Annotated in this window: 15 protein-coding genes; 7 read left to right on the plus strand and 8 right to left on the minus strand. The window is 63.4% G+C overall.

The annotated features are described in order from the left end of the window. Positions 1–121: 121 nt before the first annotated feature. The 3 genes from AB6802_RS01190 to AB6802_RS01200 all read right to left on the minus strand — a co-directional run bounded on the left by AB6802_RS01190 (position 122) and on the right by AB6802_RS01200 (position 3,329). Complete coding sequence (locus AB6802_RS01190; RefSeq protein ID WP_371008165.1) at positions 122–1,714, minus strand: peptide chain release factor 3; 1,593 nt, start codon at positions 1,712–1,714, stop codon at positions 122–124. 98 nt (positions 1,715–1,812) lie between these two features. Further along, positions 1,813–2,736 carry a haloalkane dehalogenase gene (locus tag AB6802_RS01195; protein WP_371008166.1) on the minus strand — a complete coding sequence of 308 codons (924 nt, stop codon included), beginning with the start codon at positions 2,734–2,736 and terminating at the stop codon, positions 1,813–1,815. Beyond that, on the minus strand, positions 2,733–3,329 hold the full coding sequence (locus tag AB6802_RS01200; RefSeq protein WP_371008167.1) for a TetR family transcriptional regulator C-terminal domain-containing protein: 597 nt from the start codon (positions 3,327–3,329) through the stop codon (positions 2,733–2,735). Before AB6802_RS01200 ends, AB6802_RS01195 begins: the two co-directional genes overlap by 4 nt. A gap of 173 nt (positions 3,330–3,502) precedes the next feature. Here AB6802_RS01200 and AB6802_RS01205 point away from each other — a divergent pair, with 173 nt between their 5' ends. After that, positions 3,503–3,769, plus strand: a complete 267-nt coding sequence (locus AB6802_RS01205; RefSeq protein WP_371008168.1) for a hypothetical protein — start codon at positions 3,503–3,505, stop codon at positions 3,767–3,769. A gap of 7 nt (positions 3,770–3,776) precedes the next feature. Next, entirely contained in the window at positions 3,777–4,850 is a 1,074-nt protein-coding gene (locus tag AB6802_RS01210) for an NAD(P)/FAD-dependent oxidoreductase (protein WP_371008169.1), read from the plus strand. Here the strand turns inward: AB6802_RS01210 and AB6802_RS01215 are convergent. The 3 genes from AB6802_RS01215 to AB6802_RS01225 all read right to left on the minus strand — a co-directional run bounded on the left by AB6802_RS01215 (position 4,844) and on the right by AB6802_RS01225 (position 7,454). Then, positions 4,844–6,205 (minus strand): amidase, encoded by a 1,362-nt coding sequence (locus AB6802_RS01215; RefSeq protein WP_371008170.1) that lies wholly within the window; start codon positions 6,203–6,205, stop codon positions 4,844–4,846. The two genes, AB6802_RS01210 and AB6802_RS01215, sit on opposite strands and share 7 nt — an antisense overlap. 177 nt (positions 6,206–6,382) lie before the next feature. After that, positions 6,383–7,183 (minus strand): class II glutamine amidotransferase, encoded by an 801-nt coding sequence (locus tag AB6802_RS01220; RefSeq protein WP_371008171.1) that lies wholly within the window; start codon positions 7,181–7,183, stop codon positions 6,383–6,385. Positions 7,184–7,199: 16 nt separating this feature from the next. Then, positions 7,200–7,454, minus strand: coding sequence for a DUF6356 family protein (locus tag AB6802_RS01225; protein ID WP_371008172.1), 255 nt, complete (start codon positions 7,452–7,454; stop codon positions 7,200–7,202). Positions 7,455–7,569: 115 nt separating this feature from the next. Between AB6802_RS01225 and AB6802_RS01230 the strand changes: the two genes are divergently transcribed. The 5 genes from AB6802_RS01230 (at position 7,570) to AB6802_RS01250 (ending at position 11,224) form a co-directional block, all read left to right on the plus strand. Next, the gene (locus AB6802_RS01230; RefSeq protein ID WP_371008173.1) at positions 7,570–8,040 is read left to right on the plus strand and encodes an Lrp/AsnC family transcriptional regulator; all 471 of its coding nucleotides are present in this window, start codon (positions 7,570–7,572) and stop codon (positions 8,038–8,040) included. A 229-nt stretch (positions 8,041–8,269) separates the two neighbouring features. Next, on the plus strand, positions 8,270–8,755 hold the full coding sequence (dut, locus tag AB6802_RS01235; protein WP_371008174.1) for a dUTP diphosphatase: 486 nt from the start codon (positions 8,270–8,272) through the stop codon (positions 8,753–8,755). Continuing rightward, on the plus strand, positions 8,755–9,414 hold the full coding sequence (locus tag AB6802_RS01240) for an HAD family hydrolase (RefSeq protein WP_371008175.1): 660 nt from the start codon (positions 8,755–8,757) through the stop codon (positions 9,412–9,414). The genes dut and AB6802_RS01240 overlap by 1 nt, the downstream gene beginning before the upstream one ends. A gap of 79 nt (positions 9,415–9,493) precedes the next feature. Beyond that, entirely contained in the window at positions 9,494–10,348 is an 855-nt protein-coding gene (locus AB6802_RS01245) for a hypothetical protein (RefSeq protein WP_371008176.1), read from the plus strand. Positions 10,349–10,426: 78 nt separating this feature from the next. Further along, a complete protein-coding gene (locus AB6802_RS01250; protein WP_371008177.1) occupies positions 10,427–11,224 on the plus strand; it encodes an isocitrate lyase/phosphoenolpyruvate mutase family protein in 798 nt (265 codons plus the stop codon). Positions 11,225–11,252: 28 nt separating this feature from the next. On the opposite strand, the gene AB6802_RS01255 is transcribed toward AB6802_RS01250, so the two are convergent. Both AB6802_RS01255 and AB6802_RS01260 read right to left on the minus strand, forming a co-directional pair. Beyond that, on the minus strand, positions 11,253–11,948 hold the full coding sequence (locus tag AB6802_RS01255) for a sulfate transporter family protein (RefSeq protein WP_371008178.1): 696 nt from the start codon (positions 11,946–11,948) through the stop codon (positions 11,253–11,255). Positions 11,949–12,105: 157 nt separating this feature from the next. Continuing rightward, positions 12,106–13,017, minus strand: coding sequence for a DMT family transporter (locus AB6802_RS01260; RefSeq protein WP_371008179.1), 912 nt, complete (start codon positions 13,015–13,017; stop codon positions 12,106–12,108). Between the last annotated feature and the right edge of the window lie 198 nt (positions 13,018–13,215).

A 13,215-nucleotide genomic window follows, 5' to 3' on the forward strand; every position in this document is an offset into this window, starting at 1 on the left:
TGAATGGTGAATGGTGAATGGTGAATGGTGAATGGTGAAGATTAGTATCCACCCTTCTCCCGATTGCTACTTACTATTCACTACTTACTACTTACTACTTACTACTTACTACTCACCAGAATCACGCCGCCTTGTCGCGGACCTGGTAGTCCTTGACGGTGGCGAAGCGGATCGCTTTCCAGCGCTCGGCCTCGTAGTTGAGCGAAAACGCGTGCTGGGCGAGGAAGACCGGATCGTTGTCGAGGTCGCGGGCGATGTCGCCGCGATGCGCCTCGATGAAACGCTGCACTTCGGCCTTGTCGTCGGCCGAAATCCAGCGGCAGACGGAGAAGCGCGACATTTCGAAATCCACCGGTAGCGTGTATTCGAAATTCAGCCGCTCCTTCAAAACGTCGAGCTGCAGCGCGCCGACGACGCCGACGATGGCCGGCGAGCCGTCCTCGGGCGAGAACAGCTGCACGACGCCCTCCTCGGCCATCTGGTGCAAGGCTTCCTTGAGCTTCTTTGCCTTCATGGCATCGCCGAGACGCACGCGGCGCAGGATTTCCGGCGCGAAATTCGGCACGCCACGAAACAGGATCTCTTCACCTTCGGTCAGCGTGTCGCCGATGCGCAGCGTGCCGTGATTGGGAATGCCGACGACGTCGCCGGCAAAGGCTTCGTCGGCGGTGACACGGGTGCGGGCAAAGAAGAATTGCGGCGCCGAGAGCGACATCGGCTTGCCGGTGCGCACCAGCTTGGCCTTCATGCCGCGCGCCAGCGTGCCCGAGCAGACGCGCACGAAAGCGATGCGGTCGCGGTGGTTGGGGTCCATGTTGGCCTGTATCTTGAAGACGAAGGAGGTCATCTTCTCCTCCGTCGCCTCCACCGTGCGGGTATCGGCTTCCTGCGCGCGCGGTGGCGGGCCGTAGGCGCCGAGCGCCTCGATCAGGTCGCGCACGCCGTAATTGCGCAGCGCCGAGCCGAAATAGACCGGCGTCAAATGGCCTTCGCGGAAGGCTTCGATATCGAGGGGGCGGCAGGCTTCCCTCGCGAGTTCCAGTTCCTCGATGAAGGCCTCGCGCTCGTTTTCAGGCAAAAGCCCCGCGACGCGGTTGGAATCGGGGCCATTGACCGGCGTGCGTTCCTTCTCAGCGTCGCCCTTGCGCACGGCGTTGAGCGCCAGGTGATAGGTGCCGGCAAAATTCTTGCCGCGGCCGATCGGCCAGGTGATGGGGGCGGTGTCGAGCGCCAGCTTCTGCTCGATCTCATCCAAAATCTCGAATGGATCGCGGCTTTCGCGGTCCATCTTGTTGACGAAGGTGATGATCGGGATGTCACGCAGACGGCAGACCTCGAACAGCTTCAGCGTGCGCGGCTCGATGCCCTTGGCGGCATCTATGACCATGACGGCCGAGTCCACCGCCGACAAAGTGCGGTAGGTGTCGTCGGCGAAGTCCTCGTGTCCGGGCGTGTCGAGCAGATTGAAGACATTGCCTTCATACTCGAAGGTCATCACCGATGTGACGACCGAGATGCCGCGCTCGCGCTCGATCTTCATCCAGTCCGACCGCGTCTGGATGCGGTCCTTCTTGGCCTTGACCTCGCCGGCAAGCTGGATGGCGCCACCGAACAGCAGCAGCTTTTCGGTCAGCGTCGTCTTGCCGGCGTCGGGGTGGGCGATGATCGCGAAGGTGCGGCGGCGCGCAACCTCTTCCGGTATGGTTTCGGGCATATCTCTTAAGGCGTTCCGTGTGACAGGCGGCGCTTCTATCAGTGCGACGCCGGCCTGTCGACATGGGCGGCCAAGCCGCTAACCCACGACTCCCCGGTTCAGGCCGGTTCGGCCAGGCTTTCGGCCCGCGCAATCTCCGGTAGCCAGTCAGCAATCGCCGTTCCGATCGCATCGGGGTGGTCTTCCTGCAGATAATGCGCGCCCGGCCCCAGATTGATGAACCGGCAGTTCTTCAGCTCGGCCGCGAATTCCTTTGCCGCCTGCGCTGAAATCAGGGCGCCTGGATCGCCGGCGAAGAGCAGCTTCGGATAAATGGAGAGCCGCAACGCGCGATGGTCGTGCTCGCTGATCGCGGCGACATCGGCCGGCTGGCCCTCGATCGGCAATTCACGTGGCAAGCGGAGCGCCGGCTTGCGCGATTGCGGCGTCGGGAACGGCGCGCGGTAGGCGGCCATTTCCTCCTCTTTCATCGGCCGCAAGACCGATGCAGGCAGGATTTTCTCGACGAAGACATTGTCCTCCAGCACCAGCTTTTCGCCGGCGCCGGGCGTGCGCAATGCCTTGAAGAGCTCGCGCACCTGCGGGCGCTGGTGGAAGTCGTCCCAGCGCGCGAAGGGCCGGATGAACTCCATAAAGGCAAGGCCGAGGATGCGCCGTGGCCGTCTGGCCGCCAGGTGAAAGGCCAGCGCCGTACCCCAGTCCTGGGCAACGATCACCAGGTCCTTGACGTCGAGCACGTCCAGGAAGGCGTCGAGATAGCGGACGTGGTCGAAGAAGCGGTAGTCGATGTCGGGCTTGCCCGACTGGCCGTAGCCGATGAGGTCTGGCGCGATGCAGCGACTGAGCGGCGCGACATGCGGAATGATGTTGCGCCAGATGTAGGACGAGGTCGGATTGCCATGCAAAAACAGGATCGTGGGACCGGCCTCGCCGGCCTGTAGATAGGACATGGTGGAATCGAGCACAGGCACCTCTGATCGCCGCAACGCGGTGGCGCTTGTTGGTTGTCCGTCGGTTTTCATCGTACTGTCTCCTTCCCAAATACCGTGCTGAAGATGATTTTCTTGAACCGCTCGAGCGGTTCGGGGCTGCGCTCGACCTTCATGCGCAGCATGGCGCCCTGCCAGGACGACAGCAGGAAATCGGCGAGGTCCTCGGCATCGAAAGCCTTGGTGATCTCGCCTGCCGCCTGGCCTTCGGCGATGCAGGCGGCGAAGGGCTGGCGCCAGCGTTCGAAAATGGCGACCAGCCGCAGCCTGAGCGGCTCGCTGTGCACAGCCGTTTCCAAGCTGAGATTGCCGATCATGCAACCGCGCGCCCAGTCATGCGCCTCGAGCTTCGAGGTGATGATTTCGAGATAGCGGCGAAGCCTGCCGATGGGCGGCGTACCGTCATGCAGCAGCGCATTTTCGACCAGCCCGCTGACATAGGCGAAGTAGCGTTCCAGCACCTCGCCGGCGAAGTCTTCCTTGGAAGCAAAGTGATTGGTGAAGGAGCCTGGCCGGGCGCCGGCCGCGGCGACGATGTCGCGGACGCCGGCGGCTGTGTAGCCGGAGTTCCAGATCGTCTGGAAACCGGCTTCGAGAAGGTTTTCGCGGAGTGATTGTCTAGCCATAGCCGTATAATACGTACGTACGTATTAATGTCAAGTTCAATAAATCGAACTCAAATTTGCCTCTCGGTTCATCCCTAAACAAAGGGATTTCGGTTGCAGGACAGACGGCTTGTCGACGGGCCAGCAGTCTGTAAGGTCGGGAGGACAACAGACGAACGGAGTTGCTTAGTCGAATGCGAAACGAAACGGTGGAGATCTATTCGGACCAAACCAACGCGGCCATCATGCGGCACCCGGGCCGTCATTTTCCTGGGCTCCTCATCCAGGGAGACACGCTCTATACCCTCTGCCGAAAAGCCGATGACGCCTGCGGGGCGATCGGAAGAGGACATCCAGGTTTTGAAGAAGCCAATGAATTGCGAAACACTTTGTGGGCCTATTTGAACCACTACAAGATCGTGCTGACGGAACACGATCTTCCCCTCCCTTTCAGTCACTAGGCAAGCTATGAGCAGCGCAAAAAAAGTCATCGTCATCGGCGCCGGCATCATCGGCGCCTCGATCGCTTGGCACCTCGTCAAAGCAGGCGCGAAGGTGACGGTCATCTCCGAGAGTGGCGCGGGTGGCGTCGCTACGCCCAATTCCTTCGCCTGGATCAATGCCAGCTGGGGCAACCCGGAAGTCTATTTCCGGCTGCGCACACGCGCCATGGCCGAATGGAAAAGGCTGGCGAAGGACGTCCCCTCCCTGCCGCTCGCCTGGTGTGGCGGCCTGTGCTTCGACCTGCCGCCGGACAAGCTGGAAGCCTATGCGGCCGAGCACTCGTCGTGGGGCTACGGCATTGAGCGGGTCGACGCCAAGCGGGCGGCGCAGATCGAGCCCAATCTCGTCGCGCCTCCTGACTTTGCCGTCTATGTCGCGGAGGAGGGCGTGGCCGAACCGGTGGCAACCGCCAAGGCGCTGCTGGCCGACACCGAACGGCTTGGCGCGCGGGTGGTGGGCGGGGCCGTGGAGAGGCTGGCGCTTGCCGGCGACAACGTCACGGGCGTTGTCGTTTCGGGCGAGACCATCGACGCCGATGAAATCGTTGTCGCGGCGGGTGCTGGCGGTCCTGCGCTCATCGCCACCGCAGGAATCTCGCTGCCGATGGAGACGCCGCCGGGGCTTATCGTGCACTCGCGCCCCTACAGGAAACTGCTGAACGGCCTGGTCCATGCCGAGAAGCTGCATATGCGCCAGACGGCCGAGGGCCGCATCATCGCCGGTTCCGATTTCGCCGGCGGCGATCCGGGTGAGAACCCTGAAGCCACCGCGCGGAAGCTGTTCGACGTCACCCGGGCAGCGCTGCGCGGCGCCGAGGGATTGGAACTCGACTTCCACACTGTTGGCTACAGGCCGACGCCGGTAGACGGTTTTCCGGTGATCGGTCGCGCAGAGGGTGTCAGCGGCCTCTACATTGCCGTCATGCATTCGGGCATCACGCTGGCGCCCGCGGTTGGGTTGTTTGCTTCCCGTGAGATCCTGAAGGGCGAGCGCGACCCGCTGCTGGCGCCCTATGGATTGGGTCGCTTCGCTCAATAACCGGGTGGACGGCTGAAGCCGCCCGTTAAGGGCGTCATCGCCTCGGCGATGCCGAGCAGCCGCGATTCCGACCAGCGCGAGCCGACCAGTTGCAGGCCGATGGGCAAACCGTCGCCATCCTGTCCGTACGGCATCGAAAGCGCCGGGTGGCCGCTGTAATTGAAGACGGCGCCATAGGCCGGCAGCATCCAGTAGCTCTGGTCCTTGCGGTCGACCTTGAGCGGCGTGCCCGGCTCGCAATGCGCAAAGGCCGTGGTCATGGCGACCGGGCATAGCAGCGCGTCATAGTTTTCAAAGAACTGATCCCAGGCGAGGATGGATCTGTCCCGGCGCGCGAGCGCCTCGAACCAGCGCGAGACGGGGGTCGGCTCTTCCGGCGGTTCGGGTTGCGCGGCCTCCATCATCATGCCGATCAGCGCGCCGCCTTGCGCGAGATCGTCATGCAGATCGAGCTTGGGCAGCTTGACTTCCTCGACGACGGCGCCGGCGGACTGAAGCTGCCTTGCGAGATTCTCGGCCGCGGCGCTGATATCGCCGGCCACCGGAAAGCCCGGGAAGGACGGCGCAAAGGCGATGCGAACCGTCTTGAGGTCAAGCTTCGGCATGGCCTCGACCGGCACCGGCGCAAGATCGGTGTCCGCTCCATCCGGTCCGGCAATGATGCGATAGATCAAGGCCAAATCGTCCACGCTGCGCGCCAGCGGGCCAAGGCAGGACATCAGCCGCACGCTGCGCGCAGTGCCGCCCGGATCCGGGAAGGCGCCGGCCAGCGAGATACGATGCTCGGTCGGCTTCAATCCGTAGACGCCGCAGAAAGCAGCCGGTAGCCGGATCGAATCCTGCAAGTCGGTGCCGACATCGAATGGCGTCATGCCGGCCGCGACCGCCGCTGCCGCGCCGCCGCTCGAGCCGCCCGATGTGCGCGAGAGATCCCACGGATTGCTGGTACGGCCGAACAGCGGATTGTTCGACTGCCAGTCGCCCAGCATGGTCGCCACATTGGTTTTGCCGATCAGAATGGCGCCGGCTGCCTTCAGCCTGGCGACGAGCGGACTGTCGGCTTTCGCAACGTAGTCGGCGAACGGTGGGAAGCCGACCGTGGTCCTCAAGCCTGCCGTCTCGTGCATATCCTTCAGCGTGAAGGGCACGCCATGCAGCGGGCCGCGCGCCTGCGCCGCGTCGGCCTTTGTTGCACGTTCGCGGGCGCCTTCGCGGTCGAGATTGACGACCGCGTTGACGGCTTCGTTGTGCCGGTCGATCTGCGCCAGATGCGCGTCCAACGCTTCAACGGCGGAGATCTTTCGCGCCGCGATTGCGGCGGCGAGATCGACGGTCGAGGAGAAGACGGGGTCCATGGTCAATGCTCCGGCTTGGCGGCGCGCATTCGATCAAGATGGCGGAATGCGGCGCTGCTTCAAGCGGAGTTGAGCATTCGGAGCCTGGTAGTGCTTGATCGAAATTGCGCCGACCGCTGTTGGGGTTGGCGCTCTACGGCGCCCCCTCTGTCCCGCGACGCCAGCAGTTGGCCAAACCTAGCCGACCAGCGCCAGCTTTGTCACGGCCGGAGCAAACGGCCGGATCGTCATGCCATTCCTTGTCATGGTGACAAAGCTGGCGGGCGGGATTGCCTGCCAGTCGCCGCCTTCGCGGTCGAAGGGTTCCGACACGATGCATCGGCCGCCGCCATTGCGGAACACCGCGGTGTAAAGCGTCGGGGCATGCTCGTCGGTGGTGTAGCGCACCGCGCAGAGCGCCTGCCCGTCCGAAAAGGCCGCCGTCAGTTTCAAAGCCGGCTCAATGCCCGCTCGGCGCGAGGCCTCGATGACGCGGGCCGTGGCGCGAGCAACCGCGCCCTGCGGGTCACCGGAAAGACCCTCGTCGATCATGAGGAGAAAAAAGAGTTCGGAATCGGTGGTGCCCTCGCGCTGGTCGAAGACCTCGTCGGAGAGCGAATTTTCCAGCGCGCGGCGAATTTTCTCGAAGCCGCCGATCTGGCCGTTATGCATGAACGACCAGCGGCCGGAGATGAAGGGATGGCAGTTCATGCGGCTGGTGGCGCCACCGGTCGAGGCGCGCACATGGGCCAGGAACAGACCTGATTTGATCTGCCGGCAGAGACTTTTCAGATTGGGATCCGACCAGGCCGGCAGGATGTCGCGATAAAGGCCGGGCTCGGGCCGGTCGCCATACCAGGCAAGGCCGAAGCCGTCGCCATTGGTCGGCGACTTGGCTTCCTGGGCGCAGTGGCTCTGGGCAATCAGCGAGTGGCAGGGCGCGGTGATGATGTCTTCAAGGAAGACCGCTTCACCAAGATAGGCCGCCCACCGGCACATCGCTTTCCACCATCTATCAGGCGCGATCCATCAGAGCCGAGGGCTCCTTGGCCGCGTGTGAGCCTCTGTTGTGCGTGCGCTCATAGAGTTCGCGAACGATTCGGCTGGCCGTAGTCTCAAACAGAAACGGCAAGAAAGCGTGAACGAGCGCGGCGCCGGCGGCCATCGACAGGCGCGAGCAGAACCAGGCGGCAAAAGCCATGTGGCCGAAATAGGTCTCGCCGACCTTCTCCGGGTGCGACGTGAAGAGTGCGCTAAACCTGGTCGTCATGGTGATCCCTCCTGCCGGGATAAGCCCCGATAGTGAGTATCGTGCCACGGCGTTTGGGTTCATTGGTCCCAATTTGTCCTTGCATTTGGCACTTCCATGGGACATTTATCCCAATATGCCGCTTGAGATCGATGGAATCGACCGAAGATTGCTGGCCGAATTGCAACGCGACGGCACACTCTCCGTCGACCAGCTGTCGGAACGGGTGGCGCTGTCGCGCAATGCGTGCTGGCGCCGCGTCAAGCGGCTGGAAGAGGATGGCGTGATCACCGGCCGCGTCGCACTGGTCGATGCCGACAAGCTTGGACTCGGTCTCTCCGTCTTCATCCTGATCCGCACCTCCAACCACGATCCGGACTGGCTGCAGAAATTCCGCGCGGCGGTGACCGGATTTGCCGAGATCACCGGCGTCTATCGGATGTCGGGCGATCTCGACTATGTGCTCCGCGCACGTGTTGCCGACGTCAAAGCCTATGACCGGCTTTACCAGCGGCTGATCGCCAAGGTCGCGCTATCGGATGTCTCGGCCTCCTTCGTTATGGAGGAGATCAAGGAGACGACGGTGGTGCCGGTGGAACTGCGCTGAGGTATGGTGATATTCAGGTGATGCCGGCCTGCAAACGCCGGGTTTCTGCGCTTCCGGTGCTCACGTACGTTAAGTACGCTCCGCTCCGGTTCTCGAAACCCGTCGTTTTCGACTCGGCCTGACCTGAATCTCACCATACCTCGGGTCGTGGTGACGCCACAAAGAAAGGCGTTGATAGCCTTACGCGCGAATTGACCGAATCGCCGTTTGCCCCGATAGGATCGATTTTATGCGCACGGCTGTCCATTCTTCCTCCGTCATCGCTCCCGCTGTCGGCTTTGTCAGGTTGCCGCATGGCGAGGGGTTACCGCTTCCGGCCTATGAGAGCCCCGGCGCCGCCGGCATGGATTTGCGGGCTGCGGTGCCGGAAGATCGGCCGCTGCTGATCCTGCCGGGAAAACGCGCGCTGGTGCCGACCGGGCTGGTCATGGAAATTCCAGAAGGCATGGAAGGCCAGGTCCGGCCGCGTTCCGGCCTCGCCTTCAAGCACGGCCTCACCGTGCTCAACGCCCCCGGCACCGTCGACAGCGACTATCGCGGCGAAGTGAAGGTGCTGCTCGTCAATCTCGGCGACGAGGATTTCGCGGTGACGCGCGGCATGCGCATCGCCCAGATCGTCTTCGCCGCGGTGGCGCAGGTGGCCAGCGAGGAACGCGCGCTCGCCGGCGGCACGACGCGCGGCGCCGGCGGTTTCGGGTCTACCGGCACTGCCTGATGCAAGTCCCAAAGCTGGTCATCTTCGATTGCGACGGGGTTCTGGTCGATACCGAGAACCTTGCCAACAGACGCCTCGCCGAATGGCTGAGCGCGGCCGGCCTCGCGACGACCTTCGAATATTGCCGTAAGCATTTTTCCGGCCGCAGCATGGTCTCGGTGCAGAAAGAAATCGAAGCGGCGACCGACGTCAGGCTGGGTGCCGACTTCGTCGAACGCTGGAACGCCGGATTGCCGGATCTGTTCGCGCATGGCGTCGAAGCGATCCCTTATGTCCGGGATTTCGTCGAAATTGTCCGACGCGCGGGCATCGCCTATTGCGTCGCCTCTTCGGCTCGGGTGTCGAAGATGCACATCACGCTTGGCCAGACCGGGCTGCTGCCGCTGTTCGAGCACGCGATGTTCTCCTCGACCATGGTTTCGCGCGGCAAGCCGTTTCCGGATCTGTTCCTTCACGCTGCAAAGACGATGGGCTTCGCACCGGACCAGTGCATCGTCATCGAGGACAGCGTCGCCGGCACCGAGGCCGGTATCGCCGCCGGCATGCGGGTGTTTTCCTACCATGCCGATCCGCTTTCGGATCGCGATGGCCTGGCGGCGGCCGGCGGCATCCTGTTCGACGATATGCGCGAACTGGCAGCGCTGGTGCCGATCCGCTGATTTTCCGCAACCTGATAGCAGGCTGGACCGCTTAAGGCGCTATGATAGGCTCCGCGAGCGCGTCAGATCGAGCCGCCTCATGCCAACGCCCATCTCTCGTTTCATCCTGGCCTTGATGCTGCTGCCGTTCCTGGCTGGCGTGGCCGGCGCACAAGCCTTGAGCTTTCCCGAAATCGACAGCGCGCTGCCCGGCCGTACCGATGTCACCTATCTCGACCTGGCCAGGATGGTCATCCCCGATCTGGCTGTCGGCAAGGATGGCCTGTACCAGGGCGGATCGCCGATCGAAATGCGCGACATAGGAGGGCCCGACAGCGGCGATGCGCCACCCGAAACGTCGAGCCTTTCCATCGTCGAGGCACTTCCCATAGAGGCCGGCGGCAAAGAGCGGCTGGCGCTCCTGTTCGACCTCGGCTCCTTCGCCGACGGCGCCCAAGGCTATGCGGTGCTAGCGCTCTATGACGTTACGGCAAGGCCCAAGCTGCTCGACGCGGCCAATGTTGCGGTCGACCGTGAGACCTACTTCCAGAAGCCGGGCAAACTTTCGGTCGGTGCCGGCGACGACATACTGATAACAACCAGCTCGCATTCCAATTCGAACCAGAACTATGTGATCGCGTCGCTGATCATGGTCGCCAAGGACAAGTTCAAGCTGATCGACGTGATCTACATGCTGGACGAGCATGTCTGCGCCTATAGCAGGACACAGGAAGTGACCTTGAAAGCCGTCGCCGATGGGCAACGCTACACTGCCATAAAGGCGACCGTAACGGACGCCACGGGGCCGACCGGCGATCCCTGCGACGAGCCGCCGCCAAAAGTCGCGTCGCGCCAGATCTCCGTCACCTATCGCTGGAACAAGACGCAGTCGCGCTACATCAAGGACTCCAAGGCATTCGAGAAATTGTCAGCAGACAACACCAAACGCTTCTGAACCAACCGCATTCGTTTGCCCGACCCGGACGGCCGCGATAGATTTCCCGCACGACCCGCTCATGATTGAGGACCCGCCATGGACAAGGGCAAGATCTTTCGCGACCTGCATCTCTCCACCTTCGTCATGCCGAATCCCTGGGATGTCGGCACGACCAAGCTTCTGGCCTCCTTCGGTTTCAAGGCGCTGGCGACGACCAGCGCCGGCTTCGCTTCCTCGCGCGGCCTGCCGGACGGCGCGGTGACCTTCGACGCCATGATCCATCATTGCCGCGAGGTGACGGCGGCAACCAGCCTGCCGGTCTCGGCCGACCTTGAAAAAGGTAAGGGAGACAGCGCCGAGCAAGCGGCGGAGACCATCTTCGCGGCGCAAGCGGCCGGCCTCGCGGGCTGCTCGATCGAGGACCATACGGGCGATCCTGACAACCCGATCTACGACTTCTCGCATGCGGTCGAGCGGGTCGCCGCGGCGGCTGAAGCGGCACGGGCGCTCAAGCACGATTTCGTCTTCACCGCGCGGGCCGAGAATTTCCTGTGGGGCAAGAAAGATCTCGACGACACGATCAAGCGGCTGCAGGCCTTCGAGAAGGCCGGCGCCGATGTGCTTTACGCGCCGGGGCTGAGCGATGTCGAGACCATCCGCACCGTGTGTTCGTCAGTCGGCAAGCCGGTCAATGTCATGGCGCTGCCCGGCTTCACCATCGCCGATCTCGCCATGGCCGGCATCAAGCGCATCTCGCTCGGGCCGTGGCTGACCAACTTCGCCTATGGCATGCTGGAGACGGCGGCGCGCGAAATCCAGCAGGACGGCACATTCGGCTTCACCCGCGCCGCGATGCCGTTCAGCAAGCTACAGGCGCTGTTTCGTGAATCCTAAGCTTGAGGACCGCGCATGACGAACAAGGTCATGCCCGCTCCCGCGCCGAGACCGCCTTGTGCAGATGCACCATCATGGCCGCGGCAAAGAGCGGCGTGAGCAGGTTGATGAGCGGCACGGCCAGGAAGACGGCGATGACAAGTCCGGCCAGAAAAACCGTGCCGGCATATTTGCGGCGCAGCGCCTTGGCCTCGGCCTCCGAGCGAAAACGCATGGCGGCGAATTCGAAGAACTCGCGCCCAAGCAGATAGCCGTTGACGACGAAGAAGGCGGCGATGTTGACACCGGGCACCAGAAGCAGCAGCAGCGCGACGATGTTGCCGAGGATGACGACGCCGAAGAACTTTATCGCCAGCGCCAGCGAGCGCAGCGCCGGCAAGGGCCGGCCTGGCGGGTCGTTGGGGTAGTCCGTGCGCTCGACGACGGCGGCGACATCGTCGAGAAACAGGCCGGCGATGATCGCGGTGACCGGCGCGACGAGCAAAGCCACGCCGATCGCCAGGATGATGCCGGCGACGATCGCGCCCAGCCATCCGGCCCAGGCGGGCAGTCCCGGCAACAATGCCTCGAGCCAAGGCCAGGCCAGCCATCCGAGCAGGCTCTCAATGCCAAACCAAAGCGCCACCAGGGCCAGCAGCGTCAGGCCCAGGGTCTTGACGAAGACCGAGCGGAACTCAGGCGAAAACAACTGGCTGGCGGCGGCGCGGGCAGCGTCTGGGATCACGTCAGGTCCAAGCTTTCATCGAGAAAAGACGCTTCCGAGATAGGCGCCGTCAGAGACCAGCGCAACTGTTACGCCAGCCTGGAATGGTTCACCGTTCCGACGAAACGGTCAACCATTCCATCTCATCTCTTGACGCAATTCCGGACGGACAACCGTTTCACACTTTTCCTGGAATTGCTCTTGCGCGCCGGGCCGGGATGGTCATCGCCGCCACACCGGCGACGACAAAGCCCATGCCGACCCACACCGCCGGACCCAGGCTTTCGCCAAGCAAGACGGCGCCGATGCCGACGCCGATCGGCACGCGCAGATAGGCCTGCGAGGTTGTGCCGACCGAGCCCAAAGTGTGGATCAGGCGGAAATAGATGACGAACGCCAGCGCGGTGGAGAAGATCGACAGCCCGAGCAGCGCGACGATCGACGCGGTCGAGGGCGCCAGTGTCCAGGGCCGGTCGACGGCCAGGCTGAGCGGAACCAGCGTGACCGCGCCGCACAGCATCGAGCCGGCAGCGGGGATCATCGGGTCGAGACCCTTGAAACCGCGGCCGAAGATCGCCGCGCCGGCGTAGGAGACCGTCGCGATGATGATGGCAAGCTGCGCCCACACTTGCTGACCCAGGCCGCCCAGGGCCTCCATGCCGACGATGAGGCCGATCCCGACGATGCCGGCGCCGACGCCGACGAGCTTGCGCGCGGTGACCGGCTCATGCCGGGTGATCAAAGCCGTCAGCAGGAAGGTGAAGATCGGCGACGTCGAATTGAGGATGGTGGCAAGGCCGGCATCGACCGAGCGCTCGGCGGCGGCAATCAGCGTGAACGGCACGACGCTGTTGAGGCAGGCCTGGAAGGCGAAGCGGCGCCACGTCGCCGCATCCCTGGGCATGGCAAGGCCGCGCCAGCAGATGATGGCGAAGAGGATGCCGCCGGCAATCAAGGTGCGGGCGGCAATGAAGGTCACCGGCGGGATCGTTTCGACACCGATCTTGATGAAGGTGTAGGAGGCGCCCCACAACACCGCCAGCACGCCCAGCAGCGCGAGATCGGTGGTCATTTCGGTCTTTTCGGACATTGGTTGTTGGCGCCTTCAGCCTGTTGCCGGATCGGTCCGCTTCTAGCCCACGATGGGGCGGAAACGTTTCGACCGCGGTGAAACCATAGCCACCGGGCGCGCACCTGATATGGGCCAGTTGGATGCGAACACTGCCGCAGCCGGCGAACAATCGGCACATGAAGTCGGCGTCGTGGAAGACAATGGCGATTTTCGGGG

It is taken from the genome of Mesorhizobium sp. RCC_202 (assembly GCF_041355295.1).
Lineage (GTDB): Bacteria > Pseudomonadota > Alphaproteobacteria > Rhizobiales > Rhizobiaceae > Mesorhizobium.

Excerpts from the sequence above, each read along its gene's own strand:
- AB6802_RS01225 (WP_371008172.1), bottom strand. The coding sequence starts at position 7,454 with ATGACGACCAGGTTTAGCGCACTCTTCACGTCGCACCCGGAGAAGGTC.
- AB6802_RS01230 (WP_371008173.1), top strand. The coding sequence starts at position 7,570 with ATGCCGCTTGAGATCGATGGAATCGACCGAAGATTGCTGGCCGAATTG.
- AB6802_RS01205 (WP_371008168.1), top strand. The coding sequence starts at position 3,503 with ATGCGAAACGAAACGGTGGAGATCTATTCGGACCAAACCAACGCGGCC.
- AB6802_RS01260 (WP_371008179.1), bottom strand. The coding sequence starts at position 13,017 with ATGTCCGAAAAGACCGAAATGACCACCGATCTCGCGCTGCTGGGCGTG.
- AB6802_RS01220 (WP_371008171.1), bottom strand. The coding sequence starts at position 7,183 with ATGTGCCGGTGGGCGGCCTATCTTGGTGAAGCGGTCTTCCTTGAAGAC.
- AB6802_RS01245 (WP_371008176.1), top strand. The coding sequence starts at position 9,494 with ATGCCAACGCCCATCTCTCGTTTCATCCTGGCCTTGATGCTGCTGCCG.
- AB6802_RS01250 (WP_371008177.1), top strand. The coding sequence starts at position 10,427 with ATGGACAAGGGCAAGATCTTTCGCGACCTGCATCTCTCCACCTTCGTC.
- AB6802_RS01190 (WP_371008165.1), bottom strand. The coding sequence starts at position 1,714 with ATGCCCGAAACCATACCGGAAGAGGTTGCGCGCCGCCGCACCTTCGCG.
- AB6802_RS01240 (WP_371008175.1), top strand. The coding sequence starts at position 8,755 with ATGCAAGTCCCAAAGCTGGTCATCTTCGATTGCGACGGGGTTCTGGTC.
- AB6802_RS01210 (WP_371008169.1), top strand. The coding sequence starts at position 3,777 with ATGAGCAGCGCAAAAAAAGTCATCGTCATCGGCGCCGGCATCATCGGC.
- dut (WP_371008174.1), top strand. The coding sequence starts at position 8,270 with ATGCGCACGGCTGTCCATTCTTCCTCCGTCATCGCTCCCGCTGTCGGC.
- AB6802_RS01215 (WP_371008170.1), bottom strand. The coding sequence starts at position 6,205 with ATGGACCCCGTCTTCTCCTCGACCGTCGATCTCGCCGCCGCAATCGCG.
- AB6802_RS01195 (WP_371008166.1), bottom strand. The coding sequence starts at position 2,736 with ATGAAAACCGACGGACAACCAACAAGCGCCACCGCGTTGCGGCGATCA.
- AB6802_RS01200 (WP_371008167.1), bottom strand. The coding sequence starts at position 3,329 with ATGGCTAGACAATCACTCCGCGAAAACCTTCTCGAAGCCGGTTTCCAG.